Annotated in this window: 23 protein-coding genes and 1 tRNA gene; 5 read left to right on the forward strand and 19 right to left on the reverse strand. The window is 52.9% G+C overall.

Features of this window, described 5'->3' with window-relative positions:
- Nucleotides 1–252: 252 nt before the first annotated feature.
- Genes Q9L42_RS19515 through Q9L42_RS21570 form a run of 5 tightly spaced genes read left to right on the forward strand, consistent with a single transcriptional unit; the run spans nt 253 to nt 1,385 of the window.
- Complete coding sequence (locus Q9L42_RS19515) at nt 253–447, forward strand: hypothetical protein (protein WP_305906714.1); 195 nt, start codon at nt 253–255, stop codon at nt 445–447.
- A complete protein-coding gene (locus Q9L42_RS21565) occupies nt 392–592 on the forward strand; it encodes a DUF6444 domain-containing protein (protein ID WP_432648860.1) in 201 nt (66 codons plus the stop codon). The genes Q9L42_RS19515 and Q9L42_RS21565 overlap by 56 nt, the downstream gene beginning before the upstream one ends.
- The gene (locus Q9L42_RS19520; protein WP_305906713.1) at nt 520–870 is read left to right on the forward strand and encodes an IS66 family transposase zinc-finger binding domain-containing protein; all 351 of its coding nucleotides are present in this window, start codon (nt 520–522) and stop codon (nt 868–870) included. Before Q9L42_RS21565 ends, Q9L42_RS19520 begins: the two co-directional genes overlap by 73 nt.
- Before the next feature lie 38 nt (nt 871–908).
- Nucleotides 909–1,163: an IS66 family transposase gene (locus tag Q9L42_RS19525; RefSeq protein WP_305910137.1), complete on the forward strand. Its 255-nt coding sequence runs from the start codon at nt 909–911 to the stop codon at nt 1,161–1,163.
- 9 nt (nt 1,164–1,172) lie between these two features.
- On the forward strand, nt 1,173–1,385 hold the full coding sequence (locus tag Q9L42_RS21570; protein WP_432648861.1) for an IS66 family transposase: 213 nt from the start codon (nt 1,173–1,175) through the stop codon (nt 1,383–1,385).
- 344 nt (nt 1,386–1,729) lie between these two features.
- On the opposite strand, the gene Q9L42_RS19530 is transcribed toward Q9L42_RS21570, so the two are convergent.
- The 19 genes from Q9L42_RS19530 to serA form a co-directional block, all read right to left on the reverse strand.
- Nucleotides 1,730–2,539, reverse strand: a complete 810-nt coding sequence (locus Q9L42_RS19530) for a DUF3037 domain-containing protein (RefSeq protein WP_349431655.1) — start codon at nt 2,537–2,539, stop codon at nt 1,730–1,732.
- A gap of 166 nt (nt 2,540–2,705) precedes the next feature.
- Nucleotides 2,706–2,781: transfer RNA gene (locus tag Q9L42_RS19535), tRNA-Lys, on the reverse strand.
- 72 nt (nt 2,782–2,853) lie between these two features.
- Nucleotides 2,854–3,582, reverse strand: coding sequence for an MBL fold metallo-hydrolase (locus tag Q9L42_RS19540; protein ID WP_305906711.1), 729 nt, complete (start codon nt 3,580–3,582; stop codon nt 2,854–2,856).
- Nucleotides 3,583–3,624: 42 nt separating this feature from the next.
- On the reverse strand, nt 3,625–4,239 hold the full coding sequence (locus Q9L42_RS19545) for a chemotaxis protein (RefSeq protein WP_305906710.1): 615 nt from the start codon (nt 4,237–4,239) through the stop codon (nt 3,625–3,627).
- Between the two features lie 566 nt (nt 4,240–4,805).
- Nucleotides 4,806–5,495 carry a 7-cyano-7-deazaguanine synthase QueC gene (gene queC, locus Q9L42_RS19550; protein ID WP_349431657.1) on the reverse strand — a complete coding sequence of 230 codons (690 nt, stop codon included), beginning with the start codon at nt 5,493–5,495 and terminating at the stop codon, nt 4,806–4,808.
- A gap of 3 nt (nt 5,496–5,498) precedes the next feature.
- Nucleotides 5,499–6,143: a 7-carboxy-7-deazaguanine synthase QueE gene (gene queE / locus Q9L42_RS19555; protein WP_349431658.1), complete on the reverse strand. Its 645-nt coding sequence runs from the start codon at nt 6,141–6,143 to the stop codon at nt 5,499–5,501.
- A 5-nt stretch (nt 6,144–6,148) separates the two neighbouring features.
- Entirely contained in the window at nt 6,149–6,937 is a 789-nt protein-coding gene (gene ybgF, locus Q9L42_RS19560) for a tol-pal system protein YbgF (RefSeq protein WP_305906709.1), read from the reverse strand.
- Nucleotides 6,938–7,507, reverse strand: coding sequence for a peptidoglycan-associated lipoprotein Pal (gene pal, locus Q9L42_RS19565; RefSeq protein ID WP_305906708.1), 570 nt, complete (start codon nt 7,505–7,507; stop codon nt 6,938–6,940).
- Between the two features lie 74 nt (nt 7,508–7,581).
- On the reverse strand, nt 7,582–8,868 hold the full coding sequence (tolB, locus tag Q9L42_RS19570) for a Tol-Pal system beta propeller repeat protein TolB (protein WP_349431661.1): 1,287 nt from the start codon (nt 8,866–8,868) through the stop codon (nt 7,582–7,584).
- A gap of 41 nt (nt 8,869–8,909) precedes the next feature.
- On the reverse strand, nt 8,910–9,842 hold the full coding sequence (gene tolA, locus Q9L42_RS19575) for a cell envelope integrity protein TolA (protein WP_349431662.1): 933 nt from the start codon (nt 9,840–9,842) through the stop codon (nt 8,910–8,912).
- A gap of 3 nt (nt 9,843–9,845) precedes the next feature.
- On the reverse strand, nt 9,846–10,271 hold the full coding sequence (gene tolR / locus Q9L42_RS19580; protein WP_349431663.1) for a protein TolR: 426 nt from the start codon (nt 10,269–10,271) through the stop codon (nt 9,846–9,848).
- A 5-nt stretch (nt 10,272–10,276) separates the two neighbouring features.
- Nucleotides 10,277–10,945 carry a protein TolQ gene (tolQ, locus tag Q9L42_RS19585; protein ID WP_305906704.1) on the reverse strand — a complete coding sequence of 223 codons (669 nt, stop codon included), beginning with the start codon at nt 10,943–10,945 and terminating at the stop codon, nt 10,277–10,279.
- The gene (ybgC, locus tag Q9L42_RS19590; protein WP_349431665.1) at nt 10,942–11,337 is read right to left on the reverse strand and encodes a tol-pal system-associated acyl-CoA thioesterase; all 396 of its coding nucleotides are present in this window, start codon (nt 11,335–11,337) and stop codon (nt 10,942–10,944) included. Before ybgC ends, tolQ begins: the two co-directional genes overlap by 4 nt.
- A gap of 99 nt (nt 11,338–11,436) precedes the next feature.
- Nucleotides 11,437–12,474 carry a Holliday junction branch migration DNA helicase RuvB gene (gene ruvB, locus Q9L42_RS19595; RefSeq protein WP_432648862.1) on the reverse strand — a complete coding sequence of 346 codons (1,038 nt, stop codon included), beginning with the start codon at nt 12,472–12,474 and terminating at the stop codon, nt 11,437–11,439.
- The gene (gene ruvA / locus Q9L42_RS19600) at nt 12,471–13,079 is read right to left on the reverse strand and encodes a Holliday junction branch migration protein RuvA (protein WP_305906703.1); all 609 of its coding nucleotides are present in this window, start codon (nt 13,077–13,079) and stop codon (nt 12,471–12,473) included. Before ruvA ends, ruvB begins: the two co-directional genes overlap by 4 nt.
- Nucleotides 13,076–13,573 (reverse strand): crossover junction endodeoxyribonuclease RuvC, encoded by a 498-nt coding sequence (ruvC, locus tag Q9L42_RS19605; protein WP_349431666.1) that lies wholly within the window; start codon nt 13,571–13,573, stop codon nt 13,076–13,078. The genes ruvA and ruvC overlap by 4 nt, the downstream gene beginning before the upstream one ends.
- 64 nt (nt 13,574–13,637) lie before the next feature.
- Nucleotides 13,638–14,387, reverse strand: coding sequence for a YebC/PmpR family DNA-binding transcriptional regulator (locus Q9L42_RS19610; RefSeq protein ID WP_305906702.1), 750 nt, complete (start codon nt 14,385–14,387; stop codon nt 13,638–13,640).
- Nucleotides 14,388–14,760: 373 nt separating this feature from the next.
- On the reverse strand, nt 14,761–15,402 hold the full coding sequence (locus tag Q9L42_RS19615) for an HAD-IB family phosphatase (RefSeq protein ID WP_305906701.1): 642 nt from the start codon (nt 15,400–15,402) through the stop codon (nt 14,761–14,763).
- Nucleotides 15,399–16,982: a phosphoglycerate dehydrogenase gene (serA, locus tag Q9L42_RS19620; protein ID WP_349431668.1), complete on the reverse strand. Its 1,584-nt coding sequence runs from the start codon at nt 16,980–16,982 to the stop codon at nt 15,399–15,401. Before serA ends, Q9L42_RS19615 begins: the two co-directional genes overlap by 4 nt.
- Nucleotides 16,983–17,106 lie beyond the last annotated feature (124 nt).

A 17,106-nucleotide genomic window follows, 5' to 3' on the forward strand; every position in this document is an offset into this window, starting at 1 on the left:
TTAGAAAATAATTACCGATAAGTAAGATTATAGCCTAATCATTAGAAAAGACCTTTATTATTACTGAACGGTATTACTACGGCCTCATTGCTCATTTGTAAAATGAGTATGCGATGTCGCCCATGATTAGCTACAAAGTACGCAATTGATATAGCCCAGCGCATTACTCCACAATGACTCAAAGATCACAAAACAACATAATCATCAAAACTGATGTGACCATGAGCACATATCTTCACGAAGCCCTGCTTAATGAGCTTAACCCTCACTCATGCATCGGACGAAGAAACGCTTGCTGTTTTAAAAACGGTGAAAATGGTTGTTTCACCGATTCAACAAACAGAACGAGTCAAAAATATTCCTTACCTTTGTAATCATGTAGTGACGGGGCATGGTGATCATTTACTCAACGCCTCCCTCGCAGGATTCTCCCAAACAACGGGCTGAACGGCGGAAGAAACCGAAAAGTGGCCGGCCGAAAGGGGCGCAACGCGGTCATCGCAAACATCAACGAGCCTTATGGGAGGAAGGGAAAGTGGATGTCATCGAGCGTTATTACCCGTCGGCGCGTTGGCCTGTGGAGGGACGATAGAGATGGCCGGCCTGCCAGATGAGCGTCATCAAATTTTTGATCTGCCCGAAGTCAAACCGACCGTGACCGAACATCAACGCTATTCCGACGTTTGCCGGCATTGCGGCAGTCGGCATAAAAGCGCGTATCCGGATACGGTGCCATCAGGCCAAATGGGGCCGGGGTTAATCAGCTGGATCAGTTTACTGAATGGCGGCTATCGGTTGTCGTTGAGGCAGGTTCAGCGCTTGTTACAAGAGCACTGGGGACTGGGGACTGGGGACTGGCCTTTAGTTTAGGGGCGATCAGCGAATCACAGGGCAAAATCACGGACTGGCTGCAACCGGTTTATGCGCAAATTGGCGATGAAGTGCGCCAATCGGCCGTGGCGCATGCCGACGAAACCACGCATTATCGCAACACGTCACATTTTTGGCTGTGGGGGCTCTGTACCGACCAAGCCGTTTATATGATGACGCATTATTCACGCGGCAAGACAGCGGCCAATGCACTGTTGGCGAATTTCGACGGGGTCTTGGTCAGCGATCGTCATGGCGGTTACAACGACCATCCCGCCAAGCAACATCAATAATGCCAAAAATTGTTACACGATGAACCGCGGTTTTGGACCTTTCTCAAGGATGCCCCCGGCGCCATTCCATTGACTAACAATACGGCGGAACGGGCGATAAGGCCCTACGTCATTAGGCGAAAGACCCGTTTCTTCAGTCAATCCCCATCAAAGGGACCAATTCCGACCGATGATCTTATCCATGTTGGAAACCTGCAAGCGCCAAACAATCAGCGACTATGACTTGTTGAGTGAAATCTGTACCCAAGGCTTAGTAGTCAAGCCCATTGACGTTTCCCTGTTTTCAGAACGCTTACCGGCACTACCTGTTTAGAGGGTTGTGAACGGTTACAAAAAATCGCCTTTCTATCGCCTTAAAATGCGATGTCCTACAATCGACAAATCAAGTGAACTTAGAATAGTGCTAGGATCTTATCGTTCATTAACCGCCCCAGTCGACCAAAAGCCGCCTCCTACGTTAATATTACGTATGACAGCACTTAAATGAAAGCTGCCTGACAGTGTTTAGCTATAAACGCTTGATTGCAAGACTTGACCCTGGCTTCTCGCAATTTTATTTTCATGGCTTATCTGGCAAAACTTATAATCTTATTTTGATTACCCATATCAGCCATAACTATTCCTTCTCTCTCAATTTGCTCTTTGATTTCGCTAAATGCTTCGGTCAAATTACTTTGACTTTTATCTGGCGCATCATAAGCAAATAAAATCTCATCCGGCCTTATGAAACGTAACTTCTCAAGCTGTTGAATTTTTGCTAACCATGTAAGACCATGATCAATTAGCTGACTTGGTTTATCATGTTTGAAATGAAGAGGCTTAATGATCTTTAGCTTATTATTTTGACGAACAAATGGAAATCGAACTTCATATTTATCACGTTCTCCGACAGCACCTTCTTTGTATTTAGCTCCCAGATCATATCGATCAAGCAAATCGCGCATCTGTTTTTTCATTTTTTCCTCATAACTTGGTTCATGAAGAAAGCTACGATGAACGTAATGTTCGAATAATTCATCAACAGTTTTTACCGGGTCACTGCAAAATAAAACACGGTTATCGCTAAAACGAATAATATCTTCACGACAACGAATTAACTCGGCATACAAATCAATCTCTGCTCCTTTTGTTTTGTCCATAAATTTCTTAATCCGTTCAATTTCACGACGAATGACTTTATTCGTCTGAACAAAAATATCCCTGCACATGGGATCAAAAAAATGCGTGATTCTTGCGTGTTGCTTGCTATCCAGCAGCCTGAATTCAAGGCGATTGGAAGCCGTTGCATACAGCACAATACCGATATTGGCAAACTCTTCTGTTTCAGCATAAGGCTGAAATCGAATAATGCTGTACTTACACACTTGTTTTTTCATGGCAGCTTTAACCAAATATCTCCGTGAGCTTCATTTTTTAGACGTTGCAGGTGAAAATCAGGATCGACATTTCCCTTGAGATAGAAAATACTTGGAAATAAAAACGACGGGCATAAAAAAAGCAGCCCAGATTATACTGTAACTGCTTGATTTATTTGTAACTTGATGGTGGGTCGTGAGCGATTCGAACGCTCGACCATCGCATTAAAAGTGCGGTGCTCTACCAGCTGAGCTAACGACCCGAGAAAGATTTACTATTATAAAGATTTTTTCCGGCTTGGCAACTCTTTTTTTTATTTTTTCAAAAAAGTTGTTTAAACCGCTATCCCTACTTGCAAAGCCTCAAACCAATCCAGGAAACGCTTGACATCGTCGCCTTTAAACATTCTGCCGTGCTGTGGAGCCAGGATGTCGATATCGAGTTCTCTGACTCTATCGATCCACGCTCTCTTGGCCTGGTTCGAGGGCATCCAGCGCTGATGGAAAAAGCGCATCTTTTCAACATGCGCATCGAAGTTTTCGACAAACACCGGTGCTCCAGGCGCCTCCAAAGCTGCGCCTATGTCTCCGGACATCAAAATCTTCGCCTCGGGATCATAAATATTAAAATTCGCCGAGGAGTGCATATAGTGCGCCGGAACGAGGCGCAATTCTACCCTATCCAGTTGAATTACGCCACCATTATCGGCTATCGGCACATATTCTATCGTTTCGCAGCCAAAATGCCTTAAAAAGCCTTCCCACAAGCCGGCGGCATGGAGTTTGGCGTGCGGCAAGGCCTGATCCCATAGTCCCAGCGACGAAATAATGTCGGGATCCTGATGCGAGGCGAACAAATCGGTGATTTCTTCCACGGGGGCATGATGCAGAACTGCCGCCAGCATCGGCGCGAATAATTCGATGCCGCCGGGATCGATCAGAAGACAGCGATTTGCCGTTCTGACGACATACTGATTGGTATCGATAATTTTTTCCGGCTTGCCGGGGTCACGACCGAACATAATCCATTGGTACGATCCTTCGTAAATTTTGGTCATTTTCATTTATACACCGCCTCTTTTAACAAGTTCTTGAAGAAGATGTCGTCAATCGGTCAAATCGATGACATTTAACGCACTTCTGCATCGTTGCACCTTATCATGGATAATCTGCGCCGCATGGTCAACGCTTTCGGCCACGGCCTGCAGGCTCTGCAGATATTCTCCGGCCTGTGAGGCTTCGATTCTGGAATTGGCCGCGATCACCCTGGCCGCCCTGGCCGGATGCATGACCTCGCCTAATTGATCCAGCAATTCCGTCACATGGACATTGAAGCTTTTCCGGCATTGCTGCATTTTTTGCCTGACCTCATGCAACGGCTGTTCCAGAGAACTCCCATAAGGGGCATTATTGCTGGTTTGATAGACCCGTTCGAATTTATCGCACGCCTCGGTCATGCGATATTCATCGACCGTCAGTTGATAAAGATACGACGCGTGTTTGTTGATATCGTTGACCAGCTCTATCGTTTCCTTGGCCAGTTCATTGATGAAATCGGTGATCGGCTGAAAGCCCTTGGCCTTCTCTCCGGCCCTGAAGGCGATGGCCTTGGCATTGGCGGCGGCCAGCGATATTTCTTTGGCGACGTCCATGACGGCGCTTAATTCGGCGGCAATCGATGCGACGGCTACAAACTGCGATTTTGTTTGACTCACACTCATGGTTTTATGGCGCTTACAGGGCGATATTCGGTTTGGTTACAGCCAGCTTAGATCAGATCGCAAAATTATCCTAGTCGACTGAACAGGTTTCGAGCACGAGACTATGGAATTAAACTCTGGGCAACAAGGCTTAAAATCGACCAGCACAGCCTCGCGCGCCGGGTGCGGCGCTCAATTAACGGAGACCAATGCTTGCGAATACGAGGGGATATTGTAGGCGGTGTTGAACCAAAGCCAAGCAAAACACACGGTGCGCTTCCTATCGTCAGCGCACCCTACTAGGTTTGTTTTATCATCAATTCCGAGGACGGCGCTCCTAATTGTGATTAATTTTTAGGTTAATTGCGCCGGTTGGCGATGAACGATAGTGGAGCCCAGCATTTTCGGAGCGCCTTGAATTTGCTGGTTGTCATTCAGCTCAATTTACGCGGTGAGAAATACCGCAAGTTATGGGTAAGGTGGAGCGTGGGCGCCCGGGGAAAAGGGAAACATTGGGACGGGATACATATCCCGTCCCCCGAAAAACACGGTGCGCTTCCTATCGTCAGCGCACCCTACCGGATTTGTTAAGCGTCGGTCGCCGTTTTTTGATAGCGGGTCGGGTCTTCGACACCGAGGCTGGCGAAGCCGGCGGCTCTTAAGCGACAGGCATCGCAGTGGCCGCAGGCGCGGCCTTCGCTATCGGCGGAATAACAGGAAACCGTCTGACGATAATCGACGCCCAACTCCAAACCTTCTTTGATGATTTCGGCTTTGCTTAACGCAATCAGCGGGGTATGTATCATGGTTTTTTCGCCTTCGACGCCGGCCTTGGTCGCCAAGTTGGCGAGATTCTGGAAGGCCTCGATAAATTCCGGGCGACAATCGGGATAGCCGGAATAGTCGACGGCATTGACGCCGATGAATATATCCCGGGCCTGCAAAACCTCCGCCCAACCTAACGCGAAGGACAGGAAAATAGTGTTGCGCGCCGGCACATAAGTGACCGGAATACCTTCCTGGGGGTGGTCGGGGACTGCGATATGCACATCGGTCAAGGCGGAACCGCCTATCGCGCCCAAGCCCAGGCTGATAATCTTATGTTCGACGACTTGATAATGCTCGGCGATTTTTTTGGCCGCATTGAGCTCGGCGTTATGGCGCTGGCCATAATCGAAACTCAGCGCATAGCATACATAGCCCTGCTGCTTGGCATGGGCCAATACGGTGATCGAGTCCAAGCCGCCCGACAATAAAATGATGGCTTTTTTTGACATAGCTTATTTTCCCTGGGCGTCATTCCAAAGATATTTGTGTAACTGGATCTGAAACCTGACCGGCAGTTGATCGGCCAGAATCTGGTCGGCCAGCTGCGCCGGCTGCATCTGTCCCATGACCGGCGAAAACAGCACCTGGCATTTTGCCGCGAGCCGATGTTCTTCTAGGATGGTCTTGGACCACTGATAGTCCGTCTCATTGGCGATGACGAATTTCACCTGATCTTGCTCAGTCAGATAGTCGATATTGTCATAACGGTTCCTGTCCAATTCGCCGGAAGCCGGTGTTTTCAAATCCATGACCTTGACGACGCGCGGATCGATGTCCGACACATCCAGCGCGCCGCTGGTTTCCAATGAAACGCTGTAATCTTCTTCGAGCAGTAATGTCATCAAATCGTTGCACCTCGGCTGCGCCAACGGCTCGCCGCCGGTCACGGTGACATAGCGGGTGTCATATTGCCTGACCTGGGCCAGAATCTCGGCCAAGGTCTTTTTCTCGCCCCCTGTAAAGGCATAAGCGGTATCGCAATAAACGCAGCGCAACGGACAACCGGTCAATCGAACGAACACGGTCGGCAGACCGACGGTATTGGCTTCCCCTTGCAGCGAGTAAAAAATCTCGCTGATACGTAATGTCTTATCCATTAGGCCTACTGCTGATCCAGCTGCATTAATTTCTTCGCCGCCAGATGGGCCGCGGTGGAGCCGGGGTATTGCACGGAGACTTGAGTCAGATAATCCCTGGCCTTGGCGATGTTGTTCTGGTCAAACTCGATATAGCCCAGTTTCAATAACGCATCCGGCACCTTGGGACTGTTTGGATAGATCTCGATGACTTTAGTGAAGGCGACCCGCGCCGATTCGATATCCTGATTGACCTTGTAGGCCTCGCCCAACCAATACTGGGCGTTATCCGCATACTCGCCGGCCGGAAATTGATTCAGCAAATCCTTGAACGCCGCGATGGCCTGGGTGTTATGGCCGTTTCTCAGCGTTTCATAAGCCTCCCGATAGAGTTGCTTCTGATTGACCGTGACCGGCTGGCTGGCGGGAGCCTGAGGGCTGGCGACCTTGGTCGACTCGATCCGACTAGGCGCGGGCGAGACAGGCGTCGGCGGCAAGGCCGGAGCCCCCTCTTGCGAACCTGAACTCAGCGCCTGCAGCCGTTGATCCAGATCGGAATAAATATTGCTCTGCCGATTCTTCAAGTTTTCTATCGCCTGCGCCTGTTCTTCGACGACGCCGCGCAACTGCTGGACCTCGTGTTGGAGCTGTTCAAGCCGGCCCAGCACCTCGTAGAGGGCATTACTGGAGGGCGCGTCGCTGCTGTAAGCGGCGCCTCCCGGATAGGTCGAGTTATCGATGACCGGCGGCAACGACCGAGGTTCGGCCGACACGCCGGTGCATAACGGCAACAATAACAAATATTTTTTGTTCATTTAACGAGCCTGATAAACCAATTCAACACGGCGGTTTAATTGCCAGGCAGCCTCATCATGTCCAGTCGCGTCAGGCTTTTCTTCGCCATAGCTGACCACTTCCAATTGACTCTCGGCAACCCCTTGAACCTTCATCATTCTGGCGACCGACTTGGCGCGCTGCTCACCCAGCGCAATATTGTATTCCGGTGAACCGCGTTCATCGGCATGTCCTTCCAACACCAGACGCTGGGCAGGATGTGCCAACAAATACTGAGAATGCGCGGCGATCACCGGAATGAAATCCTGCTGCACCTGGCTGCTGTCATACATGAAATAAATGGTGTGTTTGGATAACGGGTTTTGCGGGTCGGTGAACTCGGCCCCCATTTCCTCGGGACTCAGCTCGCCGGTGATCATTTCGCCACCGCCGATCCCCGCTCCCTCACTGTAACCGCTGGTCGCGGCGCCTTCAACGGCGGCGCTCTGGCCGCCTTCCAACAAGTCTGCGCCTTTTTCTTCTGTCGAACTACAACCGCTTAACAGGAACGCGGTCGCGGCTAAAGCCAGGTAAGTTTTGCTAAATTTCATCGTCTAATTCCCCGAATATAGGATTGATAACACTGGTTGATAATTACGTTACTGCCGGCCAGCCGGCTTTCTTGTCAGGGCGCCCAAGCCGGCTCGCGCACTTCGCCACTTTCGAACGCCAATTTCTGCTGCATTCTGCCGTCCACCGAAACGGCTGCCAACACCGAACGGTTGCCTTTTTTGGAGGCATATAAAATCATCGTATCGTTGGGCGCGAAACTGGGCGATTCATCCAGCGGCCCGGCCGTCAGTACATTGAGGGTGCGGGTTTTCATATCCATCACCGCGATCCGGTAATCGCCGCGATTGGCATGGACCATGACGATGCTTTTGCCGTCGTGGGAAAAATGTCCGCGGGCATTGTAATCGCCGGTAAAAGTCAGTCGAGTGACCCTGCCTCCGTGACTCGGAATCATGTACAACTGCGGTTTGCCGCCGCGATTCGAGGTGAACACGATATTCCCGCCATCCGGCGACCAGTTCGGTTCTGTGTCGATCGCATAGCTTTTAGTCAGCTTCTGCAACGATTTGTTCGCCAGGTTCAACACATAAATATCCGGACTGCCATCTTTGGACAGGGTCAGCGCCAGGCGCTTGCCATCCGGTGAAAACGCCGGCGCGCCATTGATGCCCCTGAACGACGCCACCCGGTTTCGTTGTCCCGTCGCCAGCGTCTGCACATAGATCGCCGAACGCTTGCGTTCAAAAGAAACATAGGCGATTTTTTTGCCGTCCGGCGACCAGGCCGGAGACATCAACGGCTCCGACGAAGCGGCGATGGTCTTCGGACTGTAGCCGTCGGCATCGGCGACCTGTAATTTGTACTGCTTTTTACCCCCTGCGCCGATAACGCTGGTGACATAGGCAATGCGGGTGTCGAACACCCCCGGCTTACCGGTCAGCTTCTCGAACACCAGATCGCTGATATGGTGTGCGGTGCGGCGAAGCTCATAAGCGGAAACGGTCAACCGATAGCCCATGATCTGTACGCCCTGGTAGACGTCGAACAGTTGGAACTGCACGTTATAACGGCTGCCGTTGGGGCTCAATTGTCCGATCAACAGATAGTCCTGTCCCAACGCCCGCCAGTTTCTCAATTTTACGCTGGCGGCATCCGAAGGCTTGGTCAGCATATCCCGCTCCGGCAGGGTCTTAAAATAACCGCTGCGGCTTAAGTCGGCCTGAACGACGGCGGCGATATCGACCGGCGCTCTCCCCGGCAGCTGCTCGGCGAAGGGAACGACGGCGATCGGCACCGCCGTTTCCGCGCCTTTGGTAATTTCTATCGTCAATGCCGCCTGGGAGACTCCGTTCCACAAGAGGCATAAACTGATCAGCACTAATTTTCTCAATAAAACCATTTTTTTATTCCTAGCCGCCATCATAGCGGCATACTTGGCAATTATTCCGGTTTAAATACAAAGGTGAATGTCCTGAAGTTGCGGCTAAATAAGGTTCTGTCCTTAGGCACCGGCAATGGCGAGGCCTTGCGCACTGCATTTTCGGCGGAACGGTCGAATACCGAATCGCCACTGCTTTTAACCACGCTGGCATCCATCACATCGCCGCTGGCCAATAACTTCACCTGCACGGTGCAGCTCAGCCCCTTGCTGGAGGTCATCGGCCGTATCCAACTGTTGTTGACTTTGCGCTGGATCGCCGCGGTCGCGGTGATCGTGGCCTGACGATCCTGCTCGGCTTTGGCCTTGGCGGCCTCGGCCTGCTGTCTGGCGAGCTCTTCACGACGAGCCTGCTCCGCTTTCTGTTTGGCCAACAATTCCTGTTTACGTTTTTCCTCCGCCAACCTTTCCTGTTCGCGTTTTTTCGCCGCGGCCGCTTTTTCCGCCTCGATGCGTTTTTGTTCGGCCTCGCGTTGCGCCTTCAGCCTTTTCTGTTCGGCGGCCCGCTGCTCCTTTATCTTAGCCAATCTGGCCGCTTCTTCAACCAGTTGTTTTTTCAAATCGGCCTGTTTTTGCCGCTCCTTCTCTTCCGCCTGTTTTCGCCGTTCGACCAACTCCTTGGCTTTTTTCTCTTCTCGCAGACGTCGTTCGCGGACCTGCTGTAGTCTTTTTTCCTCGGCCGCTCTTTGCTCGGCCAACTCTTGCCGCCGCTTTTCCTTAAGCTGTTGTTTTTCCACCTCCGCCTGCTTGAGACGCTCGGCTTCCTGAATGACCTGTTCGTCATCGAGCACCGAGGCCTGGATAATTTCCGGCGCCGGCTTTTGCGTCACAACTTCCGGTTCGCTGTCGAAACTCAGCCCGAACACCAGCAACAGGCTGAAGTGCAGGGCCAAGGCCAGCGCAAACGATAGACCGAATTTCTGCATCTTGTTCATCGCCTATTGCTCTAGCGGACTGGTCATCAGGCCGACGCTGGGCACGCCGGCATTTTTCAGCGCCGCCATCACGGTCACGACCTTGCCGTAATCGACGCTGTGATCGCCACGGATATAAACCTGAGTTTGCGGCTTATTGCGCAACACCGCTGCCACCCGAATCAACAAATCCTGGGGCTGCACCGGCTGGTCTTCGCGCTCGCCGAGATCGATATAATAGCGGCCCTGCTTGTCGATCGAGACGATCACCGGCGGTTCATTTTCCTGCTCTACCGGCGCGGTGACGGCCTGAGGCAAATCGACATCGACGCCGGTTTGCACCAGCGGCGCGGTAATCATGAAAATAATCAACAACACGAAGGTGACATCAATGTATGGCACGACATTGATTTCGGCCATCGGTTTTCTTTTTGAGGAACGCCGACTCATCGTGGTTACGCCTGTCTGTGCAATAGAGTGACGAATTCGTCGATAAACAATTCATAGCGGCCCGCCAACCTGTCCAGGCGGGTGCTGAAACGGTTATAGGCAATCACCGCCGGGATCGCCGCGAACAGACCGATCGCGGTCGCGATCAGCGCCTCGGAAATGCCGGGAGCGACATTGGCGAGCGTGGCGTGCTTCATTTCGCCCAAGGCGCGGAAGGAATTCATGATGCCCCACACGGTGCCGAACAGGCCGACATAAGGGCTGGTCGAACCGACCGTCGCCAAGAACGGTAAGGTTTCGTCGAGCCGGTCCAGCTCGCGCGATAATTCGATGCGCATCGCCCGTTGCGCGCTTTCCACCTTGACCTCGGCGCTGATATCGCTTTTCTGGTGCATGCGGGAAAACTCCCTGTAGCCGGCCATGAAGATTTTTTCGATGCCTTCCGGTTGAATGTCGTGCCCGGCCAACTTGCGGTAGAGATCCGTCAGCTCGCCGCCGGACCAGAATTCCTGTTCGAAATCTTCGGTGATTTCCATCGACCTGCTCAGTTCTTTGCGCTTGTTGAAGATAAAGGTCCAGGACAGCACCGAAGCGACCAGCAGGATCAGCATGACAAACTGCACGACAAAGCTGGCTTGCAGCACTAAATCGATGAAAGAAGGATGACTGCTCATGATAATTGTTCCAAAATAGCGGCGGGTATCGCCTTCGGGCGCATGCTTTGCGCATCGAGACAGGCGATGCGTACTTCGCCTTGACAGAGTAAGTCGTCGCCGCGAACGATTTCCTGGGCAAACAAGAAACTGGTTTTTTTCGCCTGCGTCACTTCGGCGCTGACCAGGATTTGCTCATTGAAGCGAGCCGGCTTCAGGTAGTCGACCTGTAGCGAACGCACGACAAAAATGACCTTTTGCTCGTTGATCAACTGATCCTGTTCAAAGCCTTGGGAGCGCAGCATTTCCGTTCTGGCTCGTTCAAAAAACTTCAAATAATTAGCGTAGAATACGACGCCGCCGGCGTCGGTATCCTCGTAATAGACCCTGACGGGCCAGTTAAATTTTCCCATTGCTTAACAACGTCTGTGATTACTGCTTGTGTTGATTTTATCAGGCTCAATGCGACGACTATCAGTCCCTAGGACGAAGTTTAAACCGCCGAACCTTGCTCAGATATTAAAAATATCATCGCGGAGAGCTTCCTTTGCCGGCGACTGCAAACCAAAATGCAGATAAGCCTTCTGGGTCGCGATGCGGCCGCGGGGCGTGCGCATGATGAACCCTTGCTGCAATAAATAAGGCTCCAGCACGTCCTCGATGGTGCCGCGTTCCTCGCTGATCGCAGCGGCCAGCGTATCCAATCCGACCGGCCCGCCGTCAAAATGTTCGATCATCGACAACAATAATTTGCGATCCAGCGCATCAAAGCCGTTATCATCGATTTTCAGCATCTTCAATGCCTGACTGGATATATCCCGGTTGACCTTACCGTCACCCTTGACCTCGGCAAAGTCGCGCACCCGCCTCAACAAACGGTTGGCGATGCGCGGCGTGCCGCGGGAACGCCGCGCAACCTCGTCGGCGCCGTCATTGTCCATCGCGACGCCCAGCAATCTGGCTGAACGCCGCACGATATCGGCCAGCTCGGCGATGCTGTAGAATTCCAAGCGCTGCACGATGCCGAAGCGGTCACGCAACGGCGAGGTCAGCAGGCCGGCCCGGGTGGTGGCGCCGATCAGCGTGAACGGCGGCAAATCCAGCTTGATCGAACGCGCCGCCGGCCCCTCGCCGATCATGATATCGATTTGATAATCCTCCATCGCCGGATACAGGACCTCTTCCACCGCCGGGCTGAGGCGGTGAATTTCATCGATGAACAGCACATCGTGAGCTTCCAGGTTGGTCAACAAGGCCGCCAGGTCGCCGGCCTTGTCCAGCACAGGCCCGGAGGTCTGGCGGATATTGACGCCCATTTCGGTGGCGATGATGTTGGCCAGCGTGGTTTTACCCAAGCCGGGCGGACCGAAAATCAACACATGATCGAGCGCTTCGTCGCGCGCCAGCGCGGCGCGAATAAAAATATCCATCTGCTGACGCAATTCCGTTTGTCCGACATAATCGGCCAGCCGCTTGGGGCGGATCGCCCGATCCAAGCGCTCCTCATCGGAACCGCCTTGCGCGCTGATCAAACGGTCGCTTTCGATCATCGCAGCGCTCCTTGCAAGGCCAAACGAATAATATCTTCGCAACTCTTATCTTCAACGGCGATATTGCGCACCATCTTGTCGGCGTCCTGCGCTTTATAACCCAGCGCGCACAGCGCCGAGAGCGCCTCTTGCCTGGGGTTGCCGACCGCCGTATCGGCAGTTTCCGCCGGCATTCTACCGTCCGTAGCTGATGAATCGCTTAAATCCGGCAAGCGGTCGCGCATTTCGATGATCAAGCGCTCCGCGGTCTTTTTCCCGACCCCCGGCAGGCGGACCAACGACTGGGTGTCGTTATTATGTATACAGCGATGAAATTCCTCGGCGCTCTGACCGGACAAGATCGTCAACGCCAACTTGGGCCCCACGCCATTGACCTTGATCAGAGTCCTGAACATCATCCGGTCGCTTACGGAACTGAAGCCGAACAGCGTATGGGCGTCTTCGCGCACCACCAGATGGGTGTGCAGCGTGACCTCTTCGCCCAAAGCCGGCAGCTGGTAAAAGGTGGTCATCGGCGCCTCGACCTCATAGCCGACGCCCTGTACATCCAGCAACAACTGCGGCGGCGTCTTGGCCGCCAATTTACCGCGCAAAAAGCCTATCACACTCGCCCCTTTTGCAAACGCATTGCGGTTTCCCGGTGATGACTGTGACACAGGCAAATGCCCAGCGCATCACCGGCATCGACCTGCATCTCGCCTTGAATATTGAGCAGAATTTTCACCATGTGCTGCACCTGCGCCTTTTCGGCGCTGCCTTTGCCGACCAGAGCCTGTTTGATTTGGCGGGCGGCGTATTCATAAACCGGCAAATCGCTGTTCAGCGTCGCGCAAATCGCCGCCCCCCTGGCCTGCCCCAGCTTCAGCGCCGAATCGGCATTCTTGTGCATAAACACCTGCTCGATCGCCATTTGTTGGGGCTGATAAAGGGCAATGACTTCGGCCACGCCGTCAAAGATCTGTTTCAAGCGCAGCGGAAAAGAATCGGCCTTGATCCGAATACTGCCGCTGGCGATATAGCGGTTGCCCTGCGGCAGCGATTCGATGACGCCATAACCGGTGATCCTGGAACCGGGATCTATACCTAGAATTCTGGTCAATGATTATTCAACTTTAAATAGCGAGGGTGAACGATCTCATCCTCGTGGATTAACGGCGGCAAGCTCATTGTTCGCTGATATCGGCCATGATTTCATCGCTGATATCGGCATTGGAATAAACGTTCTGGACATCGTCTAGGTCTTCCAGGCGATCGATCAAGCGCAACATCTTGGCCGCAGTATCGGCATCCAGATCGGTATTGGTGTCCGCCTGCATCGTCACTTCGGCGTTCTCCGGCTCGAATCCGGCCGAGACCATCGCTTCCTTGACGGTCAGATACTCTTCCGGCGTCGTCATCACATCGACGGAACCGTCATCGTTAGTGACAATATCTTCGGCGCCGGCTTCCAGCGCCGCTTCCATCACGGCGTCCTCGTCCACCGAATCGCCATAACTGATGATGCCGACCTTGTTGAACATATAGGCCACGGAACCGTCGGTGCCGAGGTTGCCGCCGGCCTTGGAGAAAGCGTGGCGCACTTCGGCGACGGTGCGATTACGGTTATCGGTCAAACAATCGACCATAACCGCTGTGCCGCCGGGGCCATAGCCTTCATAACGAACCTCTTCGTAACTGACTCCATCCAACGCGCCGGTCGCTTTCTTGATGGTATTATCGATGGTGTCTTTTTTCATGTTGGCGCCCAGCGCCTTATCGATAGCCGAACGCAAGGCTGGATTATTGGTCGGATCGGCCCCCGCTTTGGCCGCGACGCTGATCTCACGGATCAGTTTGGTGAAAATTTTGCCTCGTTTTGCGTCCTGGGCGCCCTTACGGTGTCTAATATTAGCCCACTTACTATGTCCTGCCATGTTTACTCTCTAAATCGTTCTTGAAAATTACTTGTGTTGACCCGGCATCGCGGGTAAATAAGGTCTCGCCTTTTTTACAGTCGCGAAATCCGGGACGAAATAAGTCAATATCCTGTTCGATGCGCGAATCCCTGACACACAGAATAACAGCCGATTTTACCATTGTGCCCGCGTCATATCGAATTTTGCTTATCACAGCCGCAATTCCCAGATTGAGCATTTTTAAAGCCATGGATTTAGGTGCTGGAGGCTTGACGCCGGCCTACCTGCCGCCAAGTCCTCGCCAGATAGACTCCTTACCCTCTTCGATCCTCAAATGGGAATGACTGTTATCACAGCCGCCATCCGCTGATCGAATTGAGGATGGGAACAGTTATAACAGATAAGCCAACACCGCGGTCAGATCCGGTCCGGCGACGAAATAGTCCGCCTGCGCCTTGACCGCATCCCGGGCGACAACGCCACCGAAACCGATCACCGTCGCGCCGGCCTGTTTCGCTTCCAGGTCCGTTTTTCCGTCGCCGACCATCGCCAATACGCCGTTGCCATCAATAATCTGCTTACAGACTTTGGCCTTGCCGCCGCTGTAAGCCAGCGGCGAGGCCTTGGCATAACCCAGATAGGCGCCCTCTTCGCTTAACTCTATATCGACGGCATGAACCTGCTGCGAAGGCACGCCGAGAAATTCGGCCAGCGGCAAAATCGCCTGGCGCAAGCCGCCACTGATGATATGCACCTGTTTGTGTTGTTGTTGCAGCTTGGCGATCGTGTCTCGCGCACCGGGCACCACTTCGTCGATGTAGAGCTGCGCCAACCAATCGACCGAGGCTTTATCCGGTTTAATCAACGCCAAGCGGTTTTCATAAACTTCCTCCAGCGCCAGCTCGCCATTCATCGCGGCATTGGTCAATTCGGCGACGCGCTCGAACATGCCGTTGCGGCGCGCCAGTTCATCTATGCCTTCGACGCGACTCAAGGTGCTGTCGCAATCAAAGCAAACGGTATCGAAACTCATAATTGTATCTGTTTGACTGTATGGACCGCAGCAATATCACAAACCGCCTGTACTAATTTTTCATCGAGCGGTTCAGAGACGCTAATCACCGCCATCGCTTGCTGTTGCTCATCGGCCATGCCGACCTGCATCCTGGAGATGTTGATATTCGACTCACCCAATACCGAACTGATCGCAGAGATGACGCCCGGCTTGTCATCATGACGAGTCACCAACAACGTGCCTTCCGGCACCACCTCGATTTCGAACTGATCGATACTGACCAGACGAGGATGGCAATCGCCGAGCAAAGCGCCTTCCAATGACACCGATTTGTCTTCGCAGTAACCGGTGACCTTGATCAGCGACAAATAGCCCTGTGATTCGTCGGTCATCGTTTCTATCAGCGAGATGCCTTGACGCTTGGCGATGTTTTCGACGTTGACGCTGTTTACCGGTGTGGAGAACTGATCGGCCAGCAAACCCACCAGCGCCTCCACCGAAATGGGACGAATCGCTACTTCCGCCGCCTTGCCGTAGGTGCCCACTTCCAACTTCCTAATCGGCGCATCGACCAGGTTGGCCAGCATTTTGCCGAGAATGTGGGCCAGCATCATGAATTGACGTGATTTCTTCAGTTCTTCCGCCGAGAGCCGCGGCAGATTCAGCGCATTGACCGCCTCGCCGCTATTCAGATAGGTGACGACTTGTCTGGCGATTTCGACGCTGACTGCAACCTGGGCTTCGCGGGTCGACGCCCCCAAATGCGGCGTAAACAAGACATTGCTCAAGTCTAACAACGGCGAATCCTTGGGTGGCTCATGTTCGTATACATCCAGGGCCGCGCCGGCGATTTCGTGATTGTTCAGGGCCCGGTATAAGGCGTCCTCATCGACCAGGCCGCCGCGGGCGCAATTGATCAGGAAGGCCGACTTCTTCATCATCGTCAATTGTTCGGCGCCGATGATCCCTCGGGTTTTTTCCATCATCGGACAATGTAGAGTCAGATAGTCGGCCTGCTTGATCAATTCTTCGAGACTGACCGGTTCGGCGCCGTATTCGGCGAACACCTCCGGCGTCACGAACGGATCATAGGCGATGACCCGCATCTTCAAACCGTTACCGCGTTGTGCAACGATGCGCCCTATCGTACCGAAGCCCAGTATCGCCAGGGTTTTGTGGCTGATTTCCGCACCCATCAGCCGGCTGCGTTCCCATTTTCCCTGCTTGACCGACTGGTTGGCTTCGGGCAGATTGCGACTCAACGAGAACATATGCGCCAGCGCCAGTTCGGCCGTGGTCGTGGCATTGGCGTCCGGCGTGTTCATGACAATGACGCCCTGTTCGGTGGCGGCCGGCACGTCGACATTGTCGACGCCGATGCCGGCGCGACCTACGACTTTCAGTTTCCGTCCCGCCTTCAATACCTTCGCGGTCACTTTCGAGCCGCTGCGAATCAGCAAGGCGTCATATTCCGGAATCAGTTCGCACAATTCCTCTTCGCTTAAGCCTGTTTGAATATGAATTTGTATGCCTTCCTGGCGATTCAGAAAATTAATGCCGTCATCAGCCAGCTTATCGGAAATCAGTATCTTCTTCATATGTGCATTGCCGAAGGTGTTGGGATAAGCCAATTATTTTAACAGCTTTGATATAATTACAATAACTCGGCGCTTATTCTATGCCGCTAAAACGCTCAAACGGGGATTGGCTCGCTAATTCTGA

Source organism: Methylomarinum sp. Ch1-1 (assembly GCF_030717995.2).
Taxonomy (GTDB): Bacteria; Pseudomonadota; Gammaproteobacteria; order Methylococcales; family Methylomonadaceae; genus Methylomarinum; species Methylomarinum roseum.